Source organism: Pseudomonas sp. Irchel 3H3, from assembly GCF_900187635.1.
Taxonomy (GTDB): Bacteria; Pseudomonadota; Gammaproteobacteria; order Pseudomonadales; family Pseudomonadaceae; genus Aquipseudomonas.
This window is the reverse complement of the sequence record NZ_FYEC01000001.1, coordinates 24,341-41,960: the sequence shown is the minus strand read 5'-3', so window position 1 is coordinate 41,960 and position 17,620 is coordinate 24,341. Positions and strand designations below refer to the sequence as shown.

The window sequence follows — 17,620 nt, the reverse complement described above, 5'->3', positions numbered from 1 at the left end:
GCTGGCGATGCAGATTGCCAGCCTGTTTCCCCCAAAGTGTTGTGTGAGTCGAGTATTCAGGTGTCACGTATGTCGCTTAAAAGAGAGTGGGGCGTGGATCGGCCTGCGTTCAAACGGTCACGTGCGATCCTTGCCTGTAGTCTAGTTGAGGGGGCGGCTTCTCCAGTGCTTTCTGTGAGTGGTGCATGGCGATTACGAACGTGAGTTTTTACAGGCTCGCGACTGGAGTTCAGGGTTTCAGGTGGTAGATTTTTTTTAAATTTTTCTTCTGCTTCGGCAATTAATTCTCTCGGCGTTTTGCCATGTTTCCTTCTCTCGTTAATCCAATAGCGGCCCTCGCGCCTTGATAATTTTTCTTCTGATGGTATTCCTTTATTGAAGTCGTCAACCATTTGTTTTCGAGTCTTTTTTTCAAGTTTCGTAATTGGATGTTCGACACTATTGTATTTCACCAATTCTTTGGGAACTCTGGTCTTCTTTTTAATGATGTTGAGCTTTCTTAATGCTTTAAGAGCTAACCAGTCATGGCCATTTGAGTCCGTCCTATTCACTGGTTCTCCTCCACAATATGTGTAGGCGTTTATCCCTCCCTCACCAAACGGACTCCAACTGTCCGGGCTGTTAAACCGCATCAACACCGGATTGAACTGCCGATAACCATTGCCTAAATGATAATGCCCGGTCACGGGGTCAGGCCGTTGCCCATTGAAGCCGAGCAGGCTGAGCAGGCCATTTTCTGCCGGGCGATGGCCGTAGGGGGTATAGGCGAGGGGATGGGGGCGGGTTGCGTCGAGCGCGCTCAATACCGTGCGCTGCTGATCGGTCGCCAGGAGGGTGGTATCGACTTTTTCGTTATGGTGCCGCTGTTGAGCCAACAACTGGTCGTCGTGCTGGAACAGGCTGGTGCGGACTGCGCCGTGGATTTCAGTGGCCAAGCGGCTTGTGCAGTAAAAGCGCTGGAGGGTGGCCGGTTGCACTAGCGTGAGGGTGCAAGCGGCCTGGCGATCCAGTGGGTCGTAGTGGTAGCGGCACAACTCGGTCAGGCGAGATGAGGAGGGCATCGACTGGGCTCCGTGCAAGGTCCCAAAAGCGGGACCTTCAGCATCGGAGTTTTTTTTGGTTTTGCCTACTAGCAGAACTGCTAGGGTTTCGTGGATGCTTGCTGACCTTTATTGTTTGCGAGTTTCGTTCATTTTTGCGGCTATATCGGATTTGAGCTGAGCAATCAGCTGCTCTCGGTGTTGTCTTTGTATGGGGGAATGCGGCTGGGTATCAAGTCTTGCTTGGGAGTTGTCCAGATATTGTGTCAACTCTAGAATGCTTCGAGGGCGTGTATCGGTTCTCACCAGAATATTGTAAGTGACTTGATGGGTGGTGCTCGGATTAGCAGTGTTTGGTTTCATTGGGTGTGAGTTGTTAATTCCGTAGTTTAGTTTTATTTCCTCGGGGGTCAATTGGTTGAGTAGTGTGTTTCTATGATCCTCGATGTTGAGATCTGGGGCCAGCTCAAGCGCAGTTTTGCTTGCTGATGTTGTTGAAACTGGTGTGGTTGCGGTAGTCGTAGCGACTGGGGGCGCCTTTCTGTATTTACCTGGCGTTCTACCAAAAAATGTATTTTTTATTCCTTTCCAGGCGCTTCGAAAAATGTTCGAGTGCCCCATTGGATCGCTCCCAAGCACCGGCTCCCCCTCACAGTACCCATAGGCGTTCAACCCACCCTCACCAAACGGACTCCAACTGTCCGGGCTGTTAAACCGCATCAACACCGGATTGAACTGCCGATAACCATTGCCTAAATGATAATGCCCGGTCACGGGGTCCGGCCGTTGTCCATTGAAGCCGAGCAGGCTGAGCAGGCCGCTTTCTGCCGGGCGATAGCCGTAGGGGGTATAGGCGAGGGGATGGGGGCGGATTGCGTCGAGCGCGCTCAATACCGTGCGCTGCTGATCGGTCGCCAGGAAGGTGGTATCGACTTTTTCGTTATGGTGCCGCTGTTGCGCCAACAACTGGTCGTCGTGCTGGAACAGACTGGTGCGGACTGCGCCGTGGATTTCAGTGACCAAGCGGCTTGTGCAGTAAAAGCGCTGGAGGGTGGCCGGCTGCACGATTGCGAGGGTGCAAGCGGCCTGGCGATCCAGTGGGTCGTAGTGGTAGCGGCACAACTTGGTCAAGCGAGATGAGGAGGGCATCGACGCAGCTCCGTGCAAGGTCCCAAAATCAGGACCTTCAGCATCGGAGTTTTATGAGCGGTTGCCTACTATCAGAACTGATAGTGTCACTTCAAACCTTCGGCATCGTCGCAATCATCGAAGTTCGCTGGCTCACTTCGAAATACCAGGCGGCGAGTTGCGGATTCGATGTGCGCCAATCCAGATCCGGGTGACGCAGGTCCAGGTAGCCCAGGGCACAGGCGACGCTGATGGCGGCGATGTCGAAGTGGCAGGTCAGCTCGGCGATGGCGTCTTTTTCCAGCAATGCCAGGGCGCGGCGGATTTTCTCGCGCTGGCCGTCGAGCCATTCGTCCCAGTGCTTCTCTGGGGCACGCAGGGCGACTTCGTAGCGCACCAGCACGGCCGCGTCCATGATCCCGTCGGCCAGCGAAGCGAGGGTCAGCCGCCGCCAGCGCGCCGATCCTTCGCGGGGGATCAGCGGGTTACCGACGTGCTGCTGGTCGAGGTAGTCGAGGATGACCCGGCTGTCGTGAATGATGTTGCCGTCGGCCAGGCGCAGAGCCGGGATTTTGCCCAGGGGGTTGTCGTCGATCAGGCTCAGGTCCGGGTTGACCGGGGTGAGCACGCTGGCCTGCAACGCCACGCGGTCCTGTTGTCCGGTTTCGTACAGCAGCACCATGACTTTGCGCACGAAGGGCGAGGCAGGGTTGTGGAACAGGGTCATGCTGGGGGCGGACATGGGCATTCCTCGGCGATCATCGGGGAGCAGAGGCTTAGCCTAGTCAGTTCCGGCGTGGCTGGCGAGGGGGGTTGATGGCGCCTGTGAAATCGCCTTCGCGGGCAAGCCCGCTCCCACAGGGCTAGCGGTTGTTTATCTACTTTGTGTTCAGCCCGTTCAAACACAGTAGATTTCAACTCCTACGCAACAACCCCCGAAGTCCCAAAACGGCCGGCACGCCCAAGCCGATCCAGCTCAAGCCATCCCAGATCCCATCACCCAATAGCGCCGCGAACAACCCTGCGGCACTGAGCAGGGCAATCACGGTGGGGGTGGCGAAGACTTTCCAGAAGTTCGACTGGCGCGGTCTCATGGGGTGCTCTCCTGGGCCACGGCCAGCGGTTTTGCCGCCCGGCGCCGGACTATCCACAGGTACAGGCCGCTGCCGAGGACGATGATGGTCAGTACATCGAGTGCCGCCCAGAGGATTTTCATCGGCATGCCACCGTAGTCACCGAAGTGCAGTGGTTGCGACATGCCCATGACGTCCATGTACCACGGTCGTTCGGCGATCGCGGTGACTTGCAGGGTACTGGCGTCGATCAGCACCGGGGTCAGCAGGTGGGAGGTCAGGTGGGTATTGCCTTTCATGAACACCGCGTAATGGTGTTCGCTGGAGAAACGGGTGCCAGGGAAGGCGATGAAGTCTGTCTGCATCTCGGGTGCGGCCCGCTGGGCAATCTCCAGCAACTGGCTGGCGGGTGCCAGGCGGGTCAGGGGCGGTGCGTCGCGGTAGGGTTCGATCATCGCGCTCAGGGCTTCGCTGCGCCAGGCCGCAATCAGCAGGTCGGCGCAGGCGCTGACCACACCGGTGACACCCACCACCAGTGCCCAGGTCAAGGTGACGACGCCGATCAGGTTGTGCAGATCGAGCCAGCGCAGGCGCGTGGATTTGTCCTGGCGCACGGTGCCGAACTTCAGGCGGCGCATGAACGGCAGGTACAGCACCGCGCCGGAAACGATCGCCAGCACGAACAGAATGCCCATGAACGCCAACAACAACTTGCCCGGCAGCCCAGCGAACATGTCGACGTGCAGGCGCAAGATGACCATCATCAGCCCGCCGTTGGCCGAGGGCATGGCCACCGGTTCGCCGGTGCGGGCGTCGAGCATGTAGGTGTGGGACAAGTTGGGCTCGGTGCCGGCGGTCTTGGCCATGATCGCGATCACGCCGTTGGGCTCGTCCTCATCCCAGCCGAAGTACTGCATGACTTCGTCGGGACGATGGGCCTGGGCCTTTTCGACCAGTTGCTGCAGGTCCAGATGCGGGGTGTCGGCCGGCATCTGGCGCAGCTCGGGCGCATCGCCCATCAGGTGCTCGATCTCGTGATGAAAGATCAGCGGCAGGCCGGTCAGGGCTAGCATCAGCAGGAACGCCGTGCAAATCAGGCTGGCCCAGGTGTGGATAAAGGACCAGCGGCGGATGGTTTTGCTTTTCATCGGTCATCCAAATGGACAAGGGCCACCGTACGGGTGGCCCTTCAATCAGGGGGTGCGGCTTAGAACTTGTAGTTGACGCTGGCGACTACGTTGCGCTCATCGCCGTAGTAGCACCAGTAGCCATCACAGTTGGCCAGGTAGTCTTTGTCGAACAGGTTCTTGGCTTCGACGGCGACCGTGACACCCTTCATGGTTTTGTCCAGGCGGCCGAGGTCGTAATGGACGGCGGCGTCATACACGGTGTAGGAGCTGACATGGGCGATATCGGTATTGGCCGTGTTGCCGTAGGTGTCGCCAACGTAGCGAACCCCGCCTCCAACGCCGAAGCCGTCGAGCGCGCCGGCGTGCCAGGTGTAATCAGCCCACAGGGTGGCCTGGTTGCGCGGAATCAGCGCCATGCGGTTGCCGACTTCGCTCTCCAGGCCTTTGCTGATTTCTGTGTCGGTGTAGGTGTAGGAACCAATCACCTTGAGGTTGTCGGTGACCTCGGTGGTCGCTTCCAGCTCCAGCCCGCGGACCTTCAGCTCACCAACCTGGCGGGTGATACTGCCTTCGGTGACGCTGACGTTTTCCTGGCGCAGGTCGTAGACCGCCGCCGTCAACAGGCTCTTGCTGCCCACTGGCTGGTACTTCACGCCGACTTCGTACTGGTGGCCTTCGGTCGGCTTGAACGCCTCGGTGGCCGAGACGTTGGCGCCGATGCTCGGCTGGAACGACTCAGTGTAGGAAATGTATGGCGTCACGCCGTTGTCGAACACATAGCTGAGGCCGACGTTGCCGGAGAAGGCCTTGTCGCGCTGGGTATTGGTGACATCGTTGTTGTTATGGAAGGTGGTGCCGGTGTGCACCCAGTCTTCACGACCGCCGAGGGTCAGGCGCCAGTTGTCCAGGGCCATCTGGTCCTGGACGTAGAGGCCGGTCTGGTGGGTTTTCTGGTTGTAGTCCTGCATGGCGAAGTACGTGACGCCCGACATGTCCGCGCCGTAGATCGGGTTGTTGACGTTGATCGGTGGCACGCCCATGCCGTACAGCCATTGGTAGTTGGTATTGGCGCGCTGGTGATCGAGGCCCAGCAACAGGGTATGGCGGATGGCACCCGTGTCGAAGTCGGCCTGGAAGTTGTTGTCGACCGCGAACTGGCTGATGTCTTCGTTGACGATGCCCGACTCGCGGTTGACGTTGCCAGCCTCGTCGACTTCGTTGAAGGTGGCTACGTTGACCGCCTGGAATTCCAGGTCGCTCTTGGTGTAGCGCAGGTTCTGACGGAATTGCCAGACGTCGTTCAGGCGCTGTTCGTAGGCATATCCCAGGGCGTAGTAGGTGCGGTCATAGAAGTCCCAGTCCGGCTCGCCAAGGTTCTTGTGGTGGGAAATATCCCCGGCCGGTGAGCCGAGCTTGGTGCCTTGCAGCGGCAAAAACTGACCGGTGATGCCGGTGTCGTCGCGGGTGTACTGGGAAATGAAGGTCAGGCTCGCATCTTCATTGATGTTCCAGGTCAGGCTTGGGGCGATGTTGTAGCGCTTGTCCGGGATGTGGTCGACCGGTGCATTGCTGTCGCGCACCACGCCACTGACGCGGTAGAGAAACTGGCCTTCGTCGTCGATCTTGCCGGTGCTGTCGAAGTTGATCTGCTTATGTTCGTTGCTGCCGGCCTGGGCTTCGATCTGGTGCGCGCTTTCGAGTTGCGGACGGCGGCTGACCATGTCGAGCATGCCGCCCGGTGGCGTCTGGCCGTAGACCGAGGAGGCCGGGCCGCGCAGTACAGTGATGCGCTCCAGGTTCCAGGGTTCGACTTTCGGGTTGGAGAACGAACCCTTGGGCAGTGGCAGGCCGTCGAGGAACTGGGAGGGGTCGAAGCCACGTACGCGCAGCCAGTCGGCCCGGGAGTCGGAGCCGTAGCCGCTGCTCTGTACGCCTGCGGTGTAGCGCAGGGCGTCATTGAGGTTGAGCACCTGGCGTTCATCCAGTTGCTCGCGGGTGATCACGGTCATCGAGCGAGGCACTTCGACGATGGCGGTGTCGGTCTTGGTCCCGGCGGCGGTGCGGGTCGCTACAAAACCGGCGGCTGGGCCCCAGGCGCTTTCGCTGCCCTCGATACCGATCACGCTGGTTTCCGGCAGCGCCATCACGCCCTCGGGAACCGCTACCAGGCTGTAGGTGCCGGCGCTGCTTTGTTCCAGTTGCAGGCCGGTGCCGCGCAGGGCTTGGCTCAGGGCGCTGGCGGCGTCGTACTGGCCGTTGACTGGGGCGGAGGTCTTGCCGGCAGCCAGGGACGGGTTGAGGCTCAAGGCGAGGCCCGCCTGGCTGGCGATCTGGTTCAGGGTGCTGGCCAGGGGCGCGGCCGGCAGGTTGTAGGCGCGAACGCTGGACGTCTGTTCAGCGGCCACCAGCAGGGTGCTGGTCAGCGGGGTGCCGAAGGCAATGGCCAGGGCCAACAGACTGGGGCGCAACAAGGTGTCTAGCGAACGTGACATACGGCGGCTCCTGAATGGAAATATTTCTCAATTGCCTATGTGCCGAACGAGATTGAAAAAGTGATAGGGGCGGATCGAAATAATTTCGATTCAGGAAAAATAGCCCCGGTTACCGGGGCTGTCCTCAACCCTCAGGGTTTGGCGACCACGGTGACCCACCACGAGGTGTGCTGCTCGATCTGCACTGGCAGGGTCGGCAGCAGGGCACTGAGGGCCAGGTCGGTGTTGTGCAGCGGGAAGCTGCCGGTGATCCGCAGGTCGGCGACGGCCGGATCGACGCCGAGGTGGCCCGGGCGATAACGATCGAGTTCGTGGACCAGGTCTTCGAGGCGGACGTTGTCGACCACCAGCATGCCGCGAGTCCAGGCGTCGCTGCCGGGGTTGAGCGCCAGCAGCGGGCCGAGGCCGTCGCGCTGCATCAACACCTGCTGGCCTTCCTTGAGAATCTGTTCGTCAGCCAGGGTCTCGGGGCGTGCGGCCACCGCGGACTGCAACACGCTCAGGCGCGTGCCGTGGTCTTCGCGCTTGACCAGGAACCGGGTGCCGAGGGCGCGCATCTGGCCGTCGCGGGTTTCGACGATGAAGGGGCGCGTATCGTTGTGTCCGGTTTCAATGAGGATTTCCCCTTCCTGCAGGACGATCCGGCGCTGCTTCTCATCAAAACGCACGTCCAGCGCGCTGTGGGTGTTGAGGTTGATCAGCGTGCCGTCGGCGAGGCGCAGGGTGCGTTGCTCGCCGGTGGCGGTGCGCTGGTCGGCCAGCCAATAGTCGAGGGGCAGGTAGCGTTCGCTGGCGAACAATCCCAGGCCGATCACCAGCAGGACGCTGGCGATCCCGCTGCCCAGCTTGCGCACCCGGCGCCGGATACCTTCACGCGATTGCAGCAGCGCTACCCGCCCCGGTCCACTGGCCACGCTGAAGCGTTGATCGAGCATGCCCAGTTGCTGCCAGGCGCGCGCATGTTCTTCATCGGCGGCGTGCCATTTGGCGAACTCCTCGCGTTCCACCGCACTGCCGGCGCCCGAATCGAGAGACAGTTGCCAGGCGATGGCGGCGTCGAGTACCCGCGCCGAGACCGGCTTGGAGCTGAGCGGGCTCAAGCGGGCTCGCCGTACAGCGCCACATAACACTGGCGGATGCCCTGGGCCAGGTACTGCCGCACCCGTGGCACGGAGACGCCCAGGCGCTCGGCGATTTCGGCATGGCCGAGGCCGTCGAGGCGGTTATAGAGGAAGGCGGCGCGGGCTTTGCTCGACAGCTTGCCGAGCAGGCGGTCGATGGCCTTGAGGTCTTCGAGGATCAGTTGCTGTTCTTCCACCGAGGGTTGCTCGCCTTCGGGGATCAGCATCAATTCAGTGAGGTAGGCCTGTTCCAGCGCGGCGCGACGGAAATAGTCGAACAGCAGGCCCTTGGCGATCGCCACCAGGAAGGCTCGGGGTTCGCGGGGCTGCTTGAACGCTTCGCGCCCGAGCAAGCGGACGAAGGTGTCCTGGCTCAGGTCTTCGGCTTTGGAGGGGCAGGCCACGTTGCGCCGTAGCCAGGCCAATAGCCAACCGCGATGGTCGCGATACAACGCACCAACCAGTTCACTGTGAGGGCTTTGGACTGACGACAAATGGCTTCACCGAATACACGTTTAAACTAACGAGAATTATTCGCGATTGTCTCAGAGCCCATGCCCGTGCGCAATTGGCGTTGGTCGGGTCGATTGTGCCGAAAGCTGGATTAAAAGGAGTGTTTTTGCTGGCGTCGCTTCCACTGGCTGAGCCGTTGTTGCAGCTCCAGCGGGCTGTGAATCTGTTGCTCCCGCGCCCGGCTGAACAGGATCAACGCCAGCTCGGCCGTGGCCATGGCGTCGGCACTGGCGTTGTGGCGCTCGAAGATCTGCAACTGGAACCAGTTGATCCAATCATCCAGGCCGGCTTCGCGAATGTGCGCTTGGGGGCAGAGCAGTGGAGCCATGTCGGCAACATCAAGAAACTTATGTTGCAGGCGATAACCCAGGCTGTCCTTCAAGGCGCGGCCAAGCATGTGTTGATCGAAGGGGGCATGGAAGGCCAGGAGCGGGCTGTCGCCGACAAACTCCATGAAGTCCAGCAGGGCGTCCACCGGATCGCTGCCGGCGGCAATCGCGCTCGGCCCCAGCCCGTGCAGCAACACGCTGGGACCGAGTTTGTGTGCGTGGCGTTGCAGGGTGCGCTCGAACTGCTGGCTGAAATCGATCGCGCCATCTTCGATGACCACGGCGCCGATGGACAGCACCAGGTCCTTGCTCAGGTTCAGGCCGGTGGTTTCCAGGTCGAGCACCACCCAGCGTTGCTCGCGCAGGCTGCAATCGTCCAGGGTCGGTGCGCTGGGCAGTTGTGCCAGGCGCTGTTGCTGTTCGAGGGTCAGGGTCGGGGTGGCCGCACGCAGCCAGGAAAACAGGCTCATAGCTGGTACCGCAGGCTGAGGCTGCTTTGCAGGCGTTGGGCCTGGCGCAGGGATTCACGCAGGATGCGCCGGTCCAGGTGATTGAGGCTGTCCGGGTCGACTCGGTTGGAGTAGGGCAGGTTCTCGCGGCTCTGGCGCTGATGCTGTTGCATGCGGGTTTGCTGGATGAAGTGATAGGCCTCTTCGTAGGCAGCGCCGTCCAGGGGCTCGATGATTTCCTTGGCCACCAGCTCGCGGAAACGTTCCAGGGTGTTGTTGGTTTCAATGCCGTTGGCCAGGGCCAACAGGCGCGCGCCGTCGACGAAGGGCGTCAGGCCCTGCACCTTGAGGTCGAGGGTGGCTTTTTCGCCGCTCTTTTTGCTCAGGACGAACTCGCGCAAACGCCCCACCGGTGGCCGCTGGCGCAAGGCATTCTCAGCCAGCATGCGCTGGAACAGGCGATTGTCGGCTACCTGGTCGAGGATGGCTCGGCGCAGTTGCGCGCAACCCTGCTCCTCGCCCCAAACCACCCGCAGGTCAAAGTAGATACTCGAGTCCAGCAGGTTCTGCGGGGTGGCCTCGCGGATGAAGGCGGCGAAACGCCTGGCCCACTCGGCTCGGGACAGGCACAGCTCGGGATTGCCGGCCATGATGTTGCCCTTGCACAGGGTGAAGCCGCAGAGCGCCAGGCTGTGGTTGACCTGTTGGGCGATGGGCAGTAGCCGGCCGCGGATCTCGGCGGCATGGGCAGCATCGCGCGCCTCGAACAGCAGGCCGTTGTCCTGGTCGGTGTGCAGGGTTTGCTCGCGGCGGCCTTCACTGCCGAAGCACAACCAACTGAAGGGGATGCCCGGGTCGCCCTTTTCCGCCAGTGTCAGCTCGATCACCCGGCACACGGTGTGGTCGTTGAGCAGGGTGATGATTTGGGTGATCTGGGTCGAGGAGGCGCCGTGGGCGAGCATGCGCTCGACCAGTTGGCCAATCTCACCGCGAATTGCCACCAGGTTGTCGACCCGTGGCGCGTTACGAATGGTCCGTGCCAGGTGCACCAGGTCGACCCGCTGCAGGGAAAACAGATCGCGCTCGGAGACCACGCCGCACAGGCGTTGGTCCTTGACCAGGCAGACGTGGGCAATGTGCCGTTCGGTCATGGCAATGGCCGCGTCGAATGCGCTGTGGTCCGGGCTCAGGTAAAACGGCGCCTGGGTCATGTGCCGGGCTATGGGCTGATCGAAGTCGCGAGTGCCGTCGGCGACCACGTGGCGCAAATCGCGCAGGGTGAAAATCCCCAAGGGGGCCTTGTGTTCATCGACGATCACGATGCTGCCGACCTGTTGCTCGTGCATCAGGGTCACGGCTTCGCGCAGGGCCGTGGTCGGGCTACAAGTCACCGGGTGGCGCATCGCCAGTTCGCCGAGGCGGGTGTTGAGTGAGTACTGGGTGCCGAGGGTTTCCACGGCCTTCTGCTGCACTTGCTGGTTGACCTGGTCCAGCAGGCTGCTGACGCCGCGCAGGGCGAAGTCGCGAAAGGTGCTGGAAAGGGCAAACAGCTTGATGAACGCCAGTTTGTTCAACTGCAGGCAAAAGGTATCTTCGCCCGCCAGGTGCTCGGTGCGGGTCGCCCGCTCACCGAGCAGCGCGGCGAGGGGAAAACACTCGCCGGTGGTGATTTCGAAGGTGGTTTCGGTGCCGCCCTTGGCGCTATGCGGACGTTCGCCGACCACTCGGCCCTGCTTGACGATGTAGAAGTGCTCAACCGGGCCGTCGGCCGGCTTGATGATGCTGTCGCCAGGCGCGTAGAAACGCAGTTGGCACTGCTCCACCAGGTATGCCAGGTGCGCGTGTTCCATCTGGTTGAACGGCGGGAACCGCTGCAGGAACTGCAAGGTGCCCTGGATGTTCTGCAACACCGCGGTTTTCCCAGCCTGGGTGAAGGCGTCCGTTTTACTCATAACCATGACCGCAGTCTTTTTCGATTTATTGTTGTTGGGGTATCTGCATGGTCGGCCCCTGCGCACGGGGTGCCCATTGGACGTAAGTCTAGGTCGCGGGACCTCGATTAAAAAACTCGGAGCGGTCCTACGTCATGGGTACCTAAAACCTTTGCCCGACCCTCTTGGAAAAGTATCCGACGAAGCGCACATTTAAGCTCTGCTTAGCGATGTCAGATAATTGTGCTAGGGGAACGATCTGAAACTGTTGAGTGACCTATGTCCGACCACGATATTTTGAGCGATGCCGAGCGTGAAGCGCTGAGTGCAATCATGCTTGAGCCGGATTTACCGGCCCAGCGGGTATTGATCGTCGATGATGACCAGGATGCCCGCGAATTGCTCAAGCAGTTCCTGGCCCTTGCCGGCATTCGGTGCATGACCGCCGCCAGTGGCGAAAGCGCGCTGAAGCTGCTGGAGACTACCCCCTCGATCGGCCTGGTGATCACCGATCTGCGCATGGGGCATGTCGATGGGCTGGATCTGATCCGCCAGGTGCGTGAATCGGTCCGGGCCGCACTGCCGATCATCATTGTCTCCGGCGAGGCCGACGTGCAGGACGCGATTGCGGCCATGCACATGAGCGTGGTGGACTTCCTGCTCAAGCCGATCGATACCGGCAAGTTGCTGGAGTTGGTCAGGCATGAGCTGGGCATGTCGCTCTAACCAGTCACACCCGGCACCACGAAAAAAGGCCCTGATCTGTCGATCAGGGCCTTTTTTTGTCCGGCGTCAGCGCTTACTTACAGGCCATTGGCAGCCTTGAATTCACGCCGGCGACGGTGCAGGACCGGCTCGGTGTAGCCGTTCGGCTGCTGGGTGCCTTCGATCACCAGTTCAACCGCCGCCTGGAAGGCGATGTTGCTGTCGAAATTCGGTGCCAGCGGACGATACAGCGGGTCGTTGGCGTTCTGGCGGTCAACCACCGGCGCCATGCGCTTGAGGCTTTCCATCACCTGATCTTCAGTGACGATGCCATGGCGCAGCCAGTTGGCGATGTGCTGGCTGGAGATACGCAGCGTCGCACGGTCTTCCATCAGGCCAACGTCATTGATGTCCGGGACCTTCGAGCAACCGACACCCTGGTCGATCCAGCGCACGACATAACCGAGAATGCCCTGGGCGTTGTTGTCCAGTTCGTTCTTGATCTGCTCGGCGCTCCACTGCGGGTTCACCGCCAGCGGGATGGTCAGGATGTCGTCCACCGAGGCGCGGGTGCGCTTGGCCAGTTCGGCCTGGCGGGCGAACACGTCGACCTTGTGATAGTGCAGGGCGTGCAGGGCGGCAGCAGTCGGCGACGGCACCCAGGCGGTGTTGGCACCGGCGAGTGGGTGAGCGACTTTCTGCTCGAGCATGGCGGCCATCAGGTCGGGCATGGCCCACATGCCTTTACCGATTTGCGCGCGGCCTTGCAGGCCGGTGCTCAGACCGATATCGACGTTCCAGTTTTCGTAGGCGCCGATCCATTTTTCAGCCTTCATGTCGGCCTTGCGAACCATCGGGCCGGCTTCCATGGAGGTGTGGATTTCATCGCCGGTGCGGTCGAGGAAGCCGGTGTTGATGAACACCACGCGCTCGCTGGCGGCCTTGATGCACGCCTTGAGGTTGATGGTGGTGCGCCGCTCTTCGTCCATGATCCCGACTTTGAGGGTGTTGCGTGGCAGTTCGAGGACGTCTTCGATGCGCCCGAACAGCTCGTTGGTGAACGCCGCTTCTTCAGGACCGTGCATTTTCGGTTTGACGATGTAGACCGAACCGGTGCGGCTGTTTTTGCGGGTGGTGTTGCCGTTGAGGCTGTGGATCGCCGCCAGGTTGGTCACCAGGCCGTCGAGGATGCCTTCCGGAACTTCGTTGCCGTCCTTGTCGAGGATCGCATCGATGGTCATCAGGTGGCCGACGTTACGCACGAACAGCAGGGAGCGGCCGTGCAGGCTCAGTTCGCTGCCATCAGGCGCGGTGTAGGTGCGGTCGGCGTTCATGGTGCGGGTAAAACTCTGGCCGCCCTTGCTGACTTCTTCCGACAGGTCGCCCTTCATCAGGCCGAGCCAGTTGCGGTAGATCACCACTTTGTCGTCGGCATCGACGGCAGCGACCGAGTCTTCGCAGTCCATGATGGTGGTCAGCGCCGCTTCCATCAGTACGTCTTTGACACCGGCTGCGTCGGTCTGGCCGACCGGGGTGCTGGCGTCGATCTGGATTTCGAAGTGCAGGCCGTTGTGCTTGAGCAACACTGCGGTCGGTGCCGCGGCGTCGCCGTGGAAACCTATCAATTGCGCGTCGTTGCGCAGGCCGGTGTTGCTGCCGCCCTTGAGACTGACCACCAGCTTGCCAGCAACGATCGCGTAGCGGCTGGAGTCGACATGGGAGCCGGCGGCCAGCGGTGCGGCTTCGTCGAGGAAGGCGCGGGCGAAGGCGATGACCTTGTCGCCGCGGACCTTGTTGTAGCCTTTGCCTTTCTGCGCGCCATCGGCTTCGCTGATGGCGTCAGTGCCATAGAGCGCGTCGTACAACGAACCCCAGCGAGCGTTCGACGCGTTCAGGGCGAAGCGGGCGTTCATCACCGGCACCACCAGTTGCGGGCCGGCCATCCGGGCGATTTCTTCGTCGACGTTTTGCGTCGTAGCCTGGAAATCGGCCGCTTCTGGCAGCAGATAACCGATGTCTTGCAGGAAGGCTTTGTAGGCCACAGCATCGTGTGCTTGGCCGGTACGGGACTGGTGCCAGGCGTCGATACGCGCCTGGAAGTCATCGCGTTTGGCGAGTAGGGCTTTGTTCTTCGGGGCCAGGTCGTGAATGACCTTGTCGGCTCCGGCCCAGAACTTATCGGCGGTGAGGCCGGTACCGGGAATGGCTTCGTTGTTCACGAAGTCGAACAGGACTTTGGCGACCTGCAGGCCACCGACTTGAACGTGTTCAGTCATTGCTTGCCTCACTCTGCTCAGCTATTTCGCTTTTCAGCTCTTCAATTATGACAATGAAGCCACTGGCCATTTAAACCACAAACCGCCCTACCAGTACATGCCATGACGGGCGGCTGGGCGGGACCAATCAACGGCTTGGAGGCCTTGCTGACGGGGCTTTCAGGGTTGCGATTGGGCCTGCGGCAGACATCGATCCAACGTTATGTAGTGCGCGCTGCGGCATACTACATGATGAATTGCGGTTGTGAAAATTAGACTAATTACGTCGTTCTGCGACCCCATGACGCATTGCAGTCACGTCAGGGCACGGGATGTTCTCAAAAAACCATGAGATTGTTCCAGTTAAATATAAAAACTTGTACACGATTTGTGGTTTTCAGGGTTTCCGCTGTCGCGCCAATCACCGGCAATCGACTCACCGACGCATCGCGGCCGAGCATCACCAGCCCCTTGCCTATACTTGCCTTTCCAGAACAAAAGTCATGACTAGAGGGCTGCGCCATGGACCACCTCGTACTCACGGTATTCGCCCCGGATAAACCCGGTCAGGTCGAGCGCATTGCCCAATGTATCGCCGAACATGGCGGCAACTGGCTGGAAAGCCGCATGTCGCGGATGGCCGGGCAATTTGCCGGGATCCTGCGGGTGGGGGTGCCGGCCGAGGCCTACGACGAACTGGTGGATGCGCTGCAGGCGTTGGCCAGCCACGGGATTCGGGTATTGATTGCCGAGAGCGGGATCGAACAGTCCTGCACCTGGAAGCCGATTGCCATGGAGTTGGTAGGTAACGATCGTCCGGGAATTGTGCGCGACATTACCCGCCTGCTCAGTGAGCAAGGGGTCAACCTCGAGCGGTTGGTGACCGAGGTGCGGCCAGCCCCCATGAGCAGTGAACCGCTGTTTCATGCCGAAGCCATTCTTGCGGTGCCCTTGACCCTGTCGCTGGACGTGCTGCAGTCGCGCCTGGAAACCCTGGCCGATGACTTGATGGTGGAGTTGGTGTTGCGTAGCGATCCGTAGGCGCAGGTAGGGTTATCCAAGAAAAACCTGCACCTGCCTGTGGATAACCTGTAGAGACAGGCCTGCAGCGCAGGCGGGCCGTGGCCTACGGGATATTGGTCAAAAAACCAGCAGTTTCAAGGGCTTGTGCACAAACGGCGGGGATCAGGTTGTGGATAACCTTGGGAAGGATGGCTGCAGGCCACATAAAACGTGGCCTGCAGTGTGTTGTGCGTTTTTTGATCAGTTGCGCCGGCGCAAACTGATCCAGGCATCGATGCTGTAGACCGCCAACCCGGCCCAGATAAACATGAAGGCCACCAGGGTGCTGGACGACAGGTGTTCGCCAAACAGCAGCACTGCCTGCAACAGCACCAGGGTCGGCGCCAGGTATTGCAGGAAGCCCAGGGTGGTGTAGGGCAGGTGCCGGGCGGCGGCGTTGAAGCAGACCAGCGGCACCAGCGTCACCGGACCGGCCGCCACCAGCCACCAGGCTTCGGAGGTGGTCCAGAATTCAGCTTGGGCGCTACTTGCGGTCGGGTTGAAGAGCAGCCAGGCGACGGCAATCGGCACCAGCATCCAGGTTTCCACCACCAGCCCAGGCAGGGCCTTGACCGGCGCCTGCTTGCGGATCAGGCCGTAGAAACCGAAGGTCAATGCCAGCACCAGCGACACCCAGGGCAGGCTGCCGACTTGCCAGACCTGTTGCGCCACACCTACTGCTGCCAGGCCAACGGCCAGCCACTGCATGCGACGCAGGCGCTCACCGAGCAGCAGCATGCCCAGCAGCACGTTCACTAACGGGTTGATGTAGTAGCCGAGGCTGGCTTCGAGCATGCGCCCGTTGTTCACCGACCAGACGTAGGTCAGCCAGTTGGCCGCGATCAGCGTCCCGCTCAGGGCCAGGATCGCCAGGCGGCGCGGGTTCTCCCGCAGTTCGCGCCACCAGCCCGGGTGTTTCCAGACCATCAGCAGCAGCGCGCCGAACAGCGCCGACCACAGCACCCGGTGGATGATGATTTCCACGGCGGGTACGCTGGCGATGGCCTTGAAGTAGAGCGGGAACAAGCCCCAGATGATGTAGGCACTCAGGCCCAGGATGTAACCGCGACGCGGGTTGGCGGCTTGCATGCAGAATCCTTGCTTAGGCAACTAACAAAGAGTGGATTGTAAGGAGATTTGTCTGCGAATGCCCTGACTGAATAGGTAGGTCATTTGTGAACATCGGTCTTTGTAGGAGCGAGCGCCCGCTTGCGGCCTGCTCGCGATGGACGTTAACGATAACGCGTGCTGTCTGGATAAACGCGTTGCCCTTGCGTTCTTCGCGAGCAGGCCGCAAGCGGGTGCTCGCTCCTACAGGGGGGATTTGTATGGGTCAGAAGAGTTTCAGGGGCTCTTCGTTCAACGCCGATAATTGCTCACGCAACGCCAGCACCTGGTCGCCCCAGTAACGCTCGGTGCCGAACCAGGGGAAGCTGCGGGGGAATGCCGGGTCGTCCCAGCGACGGGCCAGCCAGGCGCTGTAGTGCATCAGGCGCAGGGCGCGCAACGGCTCGATCAGTGCCAGTTCGCGCGGGTCGAAGTCGTGGAACTCGCGGTAGCCGTCCATCAGCTCCGACAATTGGCTGAGGCATTCCTGGCGATCGCCAGCAAGCATCATCCACAGGTCCTGCACCGCCGGGCCCATGCGACAGTCGTCGAGGTCGACGATATGGAACATCTCATCGCGGCACATCATGTTGCCGGGGTGGCAGTCGCCGTGCATGCGGATGTTCTTGTGCGGCGTGCTGGCGTACACCTCTTCCACGCGTTTGAGCAGATCGCGTGCCACTGACTCGTAGGCGGGCAGCAAGCTGCGCGGTACGAAATTGCCTTCGAGCAGGGTGTTCAGCGAGTCATGGCCGAAATTCTTCACTCCCAGTGCTTCGCGGTGTTCGAACGGGCGGGTCGAGCCCACCGCGTGCAAACGCCCGAGCAACTGGCCCAGGCGGTAGAGCTGGTCGAGATTGCCCGGCTCCGGGGCACGGCCGCCACGGCGCGGGAACAGGGTGAAACGAAAACCGGCGTGTTCGAACAGGCTTTCGCCATTGTGAATCAGCGGCGCCACCACCGGCACGTCACACTCGGCCAGCTCGAAGGTGAAGCGGTGCTCTTCGAGAATGGCTTCGTTGGTCCAGCGCTGCGGGCGATAGAACTTGGCGATCAGGGGTTCGCTGTCGTCGATGCCGACCTGATACACGCGGTTTTCGTAGCTGTTGAGTGCCAGGACGCGGGCGTCGCTGAGAAAGCCGATGCTTTCAACGGCATCGAGCACCAGATCGGGGGTAAGTGTTTCAAACGGGTGAGACATGCTGACTCCTGCGCGCAGCAGGCTGCCGCGTCCGGCCAAGCATGGTAGCGCAGACGGACGCAGATAGGTGGGGGCTGTGCAGAT

General features: G+C 61.0%; 16 protein-coding genes. 2 read left to right on the top strand and 14 right to left on the bottom strand.

The window, feature by feature from the left end:
* Nucleotides 1-56: 56 nt before the first annotated feature.
* The 10 genes from CKW24_RS00190 to CKW24_RS00145 all read right to left on the bottom strand — a co-directional run bounded on the left by CKW24_RS00190 (nt 57) and on the right by CKW24_RS00145 (nt 11,233).
* Nucleotides 57-1,061 (bottom strand): RHS repeat-associated core domain-containing protein, encoded by a 1,005-nt coding sequence (locus CKW24_RS00190; RefSeq protein ID WP_095164322.1) that lies wholly within the window; start codon nt 1,059-1,061, stop codon nt 57-59.
* A gap of 108 nt (nt 1,062-1,169) precedes the next feature.
* Nucleotides 1,170-2,189 (bottom strand): RHS repeat-associated core domain-containing protein, encoded by a 1,020-nt coding sequence (locus tag CKW24_RS00185; RefSeq protein WP_095164321.1) that lies wholly within the window; start codon nt 2,187-2,189, stop codon nt 1,170-1,172.
* 91 nt (nt 2,190-2,280) lie between these two features.
* Nucleotides 2,281-2,910: a glutathione S-transferase gene (locus CKW24_RS00180; RefSeq protein ID WP_095164320.1), complete on the bottom strand. Its 630-nt coding sequence runs from the start codon at nt 2,908-2,910 to the stop codon at nt 2,281-2,283.
* 172 nt (nt 2,911-3,082) lie between these two features.
* The gene (locus CKW24_RS00175; RefSeq protein ID WP_095164319.1) at nt 3,083-3,262 is read right to left on the bottom strand and encodes a hypothetical protein; all 180 of its coding nucleotides are present in this window, start codon (nt 3,260-3,262) and stop codon (nt 3,083-3,085) included.
* Complete coding sequence (locus CKW24_RS00170) at nt 3,259-4,389, bottom strand: PepSY domain-containing protein (protein WP_095164318.1); 1,131 nt, start codon at nt 4,387-4,389, stop codon at nt 3,259-3,261. The genes CKW24_RS00175 and CKW24_RS00170 overlap by 4 nt, the downstream gene beginning before the upstream one ends.
* A 59-nt stretch (nt 4,390-4,448) precedes the next feature.
* Nucleotides 4,449-6,863 (bottom strand): TonB-dependent siderophore receptor, encoded by a 2,415-nt coding sequence (locus tag CKW24_RS00165; protein ID WP_095164317.1) that lies wholly within the window; start codon nt 6,861-6,863, stop codon nt 4,449-4,451.
* Nucleotides 6,864-6,994: 131 nt separating this feature from the next.
* Nucleotides 6,995-7,963 carry a FecR domain-containing protein gene (locus tag CKW24_RS00160; protein ID WP_095164316.1) on the bottom strand — a complete coding sequence of 323 codons (969 nt, stop codon included), beginning with the start codon at nt 7,961-7,963 and terminating at the stop codon, nt 6,995-6,997.
* A complete protein-coding gene (locus CKW24_RS00155; protein WP_095164315.1) occupies nt 7,960-8,478 on the bottom strand; it encodes an RNA polymerase sigma factor in 519 nt (172 codons plus the stop codon). Before CKW24_RS00155 ends, CKW24_RS00160 begins: the two co-directional genes overlap by 4 nt.
* 110 nt (nt 8,479-8,588) lie before the next feature.
* The gene (locus tag CKW24_RS00150; RefSeq protein ID WP_095164314.1) at nt 8,589-9,296 is read right to left on the bottom strand and encodes a PolC-type DNA polymerase III; all 708 of its coding nucleotides are present in this window, start codon (nt 9,294-9,296) and stop codon (nt 8,589-8,591) included.
* Nucleotides 9,293-11,233 carry a DUF294 nucleotidyltransferase-like domain-containing protein gene (locus CKW24_RS00145; RefSeq protein ID WP_095164313.1) on the bottom strand — a complete coding sequence of 647 codons (1,941 nt, stop codon included), beginning with the start codon at nt 11,231-11,233 and terminating at the stop codon, nt 9,293-9,295. Before CKW24_RS00145 ends, CKW24_RS00150 begins: the two co-directional genes overlap by 4 nt.
* A 252-nt stretch (nt 11,234-11,485) precedes the next feature.
* Here CKW24_RS00145 and CKW24_RS00140 point away from each other — a divergent pair, with 252 nt between their 5' ends.
* A complete protein-coding gene (locus CKW24_RS00140) occupies nt 11,486-11,932 on the top strand; it encodes a response regulator (protein WP_095164311.1) in 447 nt (148 codons plus the stop codon).
* A 77-nt stretch (nt 11,933-12,009) separates the two neighbouring features.
* Here CKW24_RS00140 and CKW24_RS00135 read toward each other — a convergent pair whose 3' ends face one another.
* Nucleotides 12,010-14,187, bottom strand: coding sequence for a malate synthase G (locus tag CKW24_RS00135; RefSeq protein WP_095164309.1), 2,178 nt, complete (start codon nt 14,185-14,187; stop codon nt 12,010-12,012).
* A gap of 317 nt (nt 14,188-14,504) precedes the next feature.
* Nucleotides 14,505-14,690, bottom strand: coding sequence for a hypothetical protein (locus CKW24_RS27655; RefSeq protein WP_143501081.1), 186 nt, complete (start codon nt 14,688-14,690; stop codon nt 14,505-14,507).
* Between CKW24_RS27655 and CKW24_RS00130 the strand changes: the two genes are divergently transcribed.
* Nucleotides 14,689-15,207, top strand: coding sequence for a glycine cleavage system protein R (locus CKW24_RS00130; protein ID WP_095164307.1), 519 nt, complete (start codon nt 14,689-14,691; stop codon nt 15,205-15,207). The genes CKW24_RS27655 and CKW24_RS00130 overlap by 2 nt on opposite strands.
* A gap of 222 nt (nt 15,208-15,429) precedes the next feature.
* On the opposite strand, the gene rarD is transcribed toward CKW24_RS00130, so the two are convergent.
* On the bottom strand, nt 15,430-16,317 hold the full coding sequence (rarD, locus tag CKW24_RS00125; RefSeq protein ID WP_095164304.1) for an EamA family transporter RarD: 888 nt from the start codon (nt 16,315-16,317) through the stop codon (nt 15,430-15,432).
* Nucleotides 16,318-16,561: 244 nt separating this feature from the next.
* Nucleotides 16,562-17,536, bottom strand: a complete 975-nt coding sequence (locus tag CKW24_RS00120) for a serine/threonine protein kinase (RefSeq protein WP_095164302.1) — start codon at nt 17,534-17,536, stop codon at nt 16,562-16,564.
* Between the last annotated feature and the right edge of the window lie 84 nt (nt 17,537-17,620).

What these genes read in the sequence shown, in the direction of transcription:
- CKW24_RS00190 (WP_095164322.1), bottom strand. Translation starts at nt 1,061, where the DNA reads ATGCCCTCCTCATCTCGCCTGACCGAGTTGTGCCGCTACCACTACGAC.
- CKW24_RS00185 (WP_095164321.1), bottom strand. Translation starts at nt 2,189, where the DNA reads ATGCCCTCCTCATCTCGCTTGACCAAGTTGTGCCGCTACCACTACGAC.
- CKW24_RS00180 (WP_095164320.1), bottom strand. Translation starts at nt 2,910, where the DNA reads ATGTCCGCCCCCAGCATGACCCTGTTCCACAACCCTGCCTCGCCCTTC.
- CKW24_RS00175 (WP_095164319.1), bottom strand. Translation starts at nt 3,262, where the DNA reads ATGAGACCGCGCCAGTCGAACTTCTGGAAAGTCTTCGCCACCCCCACC.
- CKW24_RS00170 (WP_095164318.1), bottom strand. Translation starts at nt 4,389, where the DNA reads ATGAAAAGCAAAACCATCCGCCGCTGGTCCTTTATCCACACCTGGGCC.
- CKW24_RS00165 (WP_095164317.1), bottom strand. Translation starts at nt 6,863, where the DNA reads ATGTCACGTTCGCTAGACACCTTGTTGCGCCCCAGTCTGTTGGCCCTG.
- CKW24_RS00150 (WP_095164314.1), bottom strand. Translation starts at nt 9,296, where the DNA reads ATGAGCCTGTTTTCCTGGCTGCGTGCGGCCACCCCGACCCTGACCCTC.
- CKW24_RS00145 (WP_095164313.1), bottom strand. Translation starts at nt 11,233, where the DNA reads ATGGTTATGAGTAAAACGGACGCCTTCACCCAGGCTGGGAAAACCGCG.
- CKW24_RS00140 (WP_095164311.1), top strand. Translation starts at nt 11,486, where the DNA reads ATGTCCGACCACGATATTTTGAGCGATGCCGAGCGTGAAGCGCTGAGT.
- CKW24_RS00135 (WP_095164309.1), bottom strand. Translation starts at nt 14,187, where the DNA reads ATGACTGAACACGTTCAAGTCGGTGGCCTGCAGGTCGCCAAAGTCCTG.
- CKW24_RS00130 (WP_095164307.1), top strand. Translation starts at nt 14,689, where the DNA reads ATGGACCACCTCGTACTCACGGTATTCGCCCCGGATAAACCCGGTCAG.
- CKW24_RS27655 (WP_143501081.1), bottom strand. Translation starts at nt 14,690, where the DNA reads ATGGCGCAGCCCTCTAGTCATGACTTTTGTTCTGGAAAGGCAAGTATA.
- rarD (WP_095164304.1), bottom strand. Translation starts at nt 16,317, where the DNA reads ATGCAAGCCGCCAACCCGCGTCGCGGTTACATCCTGGGCCTGAGTGCC.
- CKW24_RS00120 (WP_095164302.1), bottom strand. Translation starts at nt 17,536, where the DNA reads ATGTCTCACCCGTTTGAAACACTTACCCCCGATCTGGTGCTCGATGCC.